Annotated in this window: 1 protein-coding gene and 1 pseudogene; both read left to right on the top strand. The window is 39.2% G+C overall.

Going from position 1 to position 559, the window contains the following annotated elements; translation table 11 throughout:
• A partial coding sequence (locus ACFIQC_RS10200) for a TrwH protein (protein WP_375618343.1) occupies positions 1-96 on the top strand: 96 nt, incomplete at its 5' end.
• Positions 93-559: pseudogene (locus tag ACFIQC_RS10205) on the top strand (hypothetical protein); the annotation flags it as partial. The gene ACFIQC_RS10200 and the pseudogene ACFIQC_RS10205, both read left to right, overlap by 4 nt.

Consider the following 559-nt stretch of genomic DNA (forward strand, 5'->3'; position numbering starts at 1 on the left):
TGTGCATTAGCACCAAAGCTAAAACAGCCCAATGACAGGAACCGCGTGCCTATTAATAAAACAATCCCTGCCGAAATTAAGCGAGGAGACAGATGAAAAAGCGATTTATTATAACAGGAATGATTACCCTTTTGGGAATACTAAATCTGGCACATGCATCGGATTCTCTTCAAGCAGATACATGCAATTTTCTAGCGTTGGGACTTGCTCAATATCAAAAGAGGATATTTGGAACAGACCGCACTGGAGTCCTAAACAAATGTGCACAATCCCCATCGTCTGCTCCACCGCCACCACCTGCTCCACCGCCACCACCTGCTCTACCAGCAGAATATCTGGAGCTTATTAAGCTATTAAAAAAAGAGGAAATTATTGAGCTCTTAAAAAAACAACTTGCGTTAAAAAAAGAACAACTTTCACAAACAGAAAAAGCCTATCAAGCTATAACAAAGAATCAGAAAACAAACCCAAAGCAAATAGACTTTTCTAGTTTTTTTCTCAAAGAACCAGAATCGTTCTATAAGAGTGATAAGCTTTCAAGAGAATCATATCAAGAGGT

The organism is Bartonella sp. AA126HLJHH (assembly GCF_042197425.1).
Lineage (GTDB): Bacteria > Pseudomonadota > Alphaproteobacteria > Rhizobiales > Rhizobiaceae > Bartonella.